2 protein-coding genes and 1 pseudogene are annotated in these 2,041 nt (G+C 50.2%); all 3 read right to left on the bottom strand.

The features are described 5' to 3' along the window. A pseudogene (locus IQ260_RS30195) lies at positions 1-184 on the bottom strand (ABC transporter permease); the annotation flags it as partial. Positions 185-234: 50 nt separating this feature from the next. Further along, positions 235-1,284, bottom strand: coding sequence for an ABC transporter substrate-binding protein (locus tag IQ260_RS30190; RefSeq protein WP_193996738.1), 1,050 nt, complete (start codon positions 1,282-1,284; stop codon positions 235-237). Positions 1,285-1,355: 71 nt separating this feature from the next. Further along, positions 1,356-2,041, bottom strand: a 686-nt coding sequence (gene hypB, locus IQ260_RS30185; RefSeq protein WP_193996737.1) for a hydrogenase nickel incorporation protein HypB, incomplete at its 5' end; no start/stop codon positions are given.

The following is a 2,041-nucleotide window of genomic DNA, read 5'->3' as shown; positions in this document are numbered from 1 at the left end:
ACTTAGGATTAATATCGGTATAGTTGGACAGTATCCACCAGACCGTTAGGGGCATCACCACCGAGACCACGAGCAGCACCCAGCTGAGAGCCTTGGGAATATCTTCAGCAATCCGCCAAAACACTGTAGGCTCTAGGCTCGCTGGCTCAAACTCATCTTGAAAGGGTTCAGAGGCTTGGGTCATTGTCTTAAGCGTGTATGTAAAAAGCGGGGAGGGGGTGCGTCTTGCGACTCCTAAGACCCTTCGGCATAGGCTTTGACAAAGCTATCGTCAAAGATCGCGCCTAAATCGTCGGGACCGGCCTCAATAAAGCCCACATCCACCATAAAGTCATTCATCTTTTGAGCAGCAAAGGGCATATGTTTCATGCCGTCTCCTTCACTAAACGCTTCTAAATTCTCTTCTATGGTGAAAATTCGCGTACCGGATTCAAACGTTTCGTATTCCTCCACCGATACCCCAGAACGCTCCGCCATGATCTTATTGGCCTCGTCGCGGTTTTTGGCGATGTAGTCAAGGGTGGCAAACCAGGTATTCACCAGGGCCTGTACCTGGTCAGGCTGCTCATCAATCACCGTTTGGCTCACCACCAGTAGGTCAGGAATGGTGCCTGGATATTCCTTAGACGACAGTAGTTCCTTACTACCTTCTCGCTGTAGTGCAATCCCCCAGAATGGTGGCCAGCCAGCAAAGGCATCTACCTGGCCAGAGGCAAAGGCTGCCGCCGCTGCGCCAGTTTCTAGATTTTTGATCGTAATATCTGAGCGTGACATCCCGGCATCTTCCAGAGCCTGAGTTAGCAGAAAATCATCTACCACTCCTTCTTCAAGGGCAACAGTTTTACCCTTGAGATCTTCGATACTGTTAATGCCCTCTGCCACAATTACCTTGTCATTACCAGCCGAATTGTCATTAACTAAAACAGCAACTTCGCCATTGGCCGCATCCGCCGCGAATGAAATCGTATCGTTTAGGGTTTGGCTATTACCATCGAGCTGTCCGGCTGCTAACGCTTCCATGGATGCTAGGTAGCTGTCAAACCACTTCAGCTCTACGTTGGCTCCATTGGCTTCAAATAGCGCTTTCTCTTCAGCCACAGCCCAGGGTAGCCAGCCGGGCCAGTTGCTATAGCCAATCACTAAAGGGGCACCATCAACCGCAGCGACCTCTGGTGTGGCAGCAGGTTCAGAGCCTGTTTCTGGAGCGTTGCCCCCACAGCCGACGGCAACCACCACACCAAAGACAAAGGCTAAACAGGTAGATAAAAATCGTTGTCGTTGCATCGTTCACCTCATTACATTGACAAGCTATCGGGGGTTAGTAGTTGTCTTGCTTTATACAAGACCTCAAGTTGTCATACTGTGAGCTGTAAACGGTTTGCCTGATCTGTTACCGCTTGTTGGATCCATTTAAACCATGCCGCCAGACCATTGCCAGTTTTTGCAGACACGCGAAAGATAGCGGCATGAGGATTAATCTGTCTAACGTTGGCTTCGATTTGGTCCAAGTCCACATCGACATAGGGAGCCAGATCGGTTTTTGTAATCAACAAACAATCCGCTTCTCGAAACATCACCGGATATTTCAACGGTTTGTCTTCCCCTTCAGTCACGCTGAGCAGAGCCACTTTGGCATGTTCACCCACCTCAAATTCGGCAGGACAGACCAAGTTACCTACGTTCTCGACCACTACCAAATCTAGGCTGGCTGGTTCGTAGTCATGCTGCAGCTGGTGAATCCCCCCCGCGACCATTTTTGAGTCTAGATGACAGGAGCGACCCGTATTAATGGCGATCACCGGCACCCCGTACTGACGCAGACGATCCGCATCTAGTTCGGTGGTCATATCGCCTTCGATAACGGCAACTTTAAGGTTTTGTAATCCTTTCAGGGTGGCTTCTAGAAGCTGAGTTTTTCCTGCACCGGGGCTGCTCATCAGATTGAGACAGGTAATACCCCATTGCTCAAAATGAGCCCGGTTATGGTCTGCTCCGCGCTGATTGGCATGGAGCAGGTTCATTTCTATGGCAGCGTTAAAGG

The organism is Leptolyngbya cf. ectocarpi LEGE 11479, from assembly GCF_015207065.1.
Taxonomy (GTDB): Bacteria; Cyanobacteriota; Cyanobacteriia; order Phormidesmidales; family Phormidesmidaceae; genus Leptothoe; species Leptothoe ectocarpi.
This window is presented reverse-complemented; position numbering and strand designations above follow the sequence as displayed.

Bases quoted from the DNA above. Each gene is read 5' to 3' on its own strand.
- IQ260_RS30190 (WP_193996738.1), bottom strand. From the start codon at position 1,284: ATGCAACGACAACGATTTTTATCTACCTGTTTAGCCTTTGTCTTTGGT.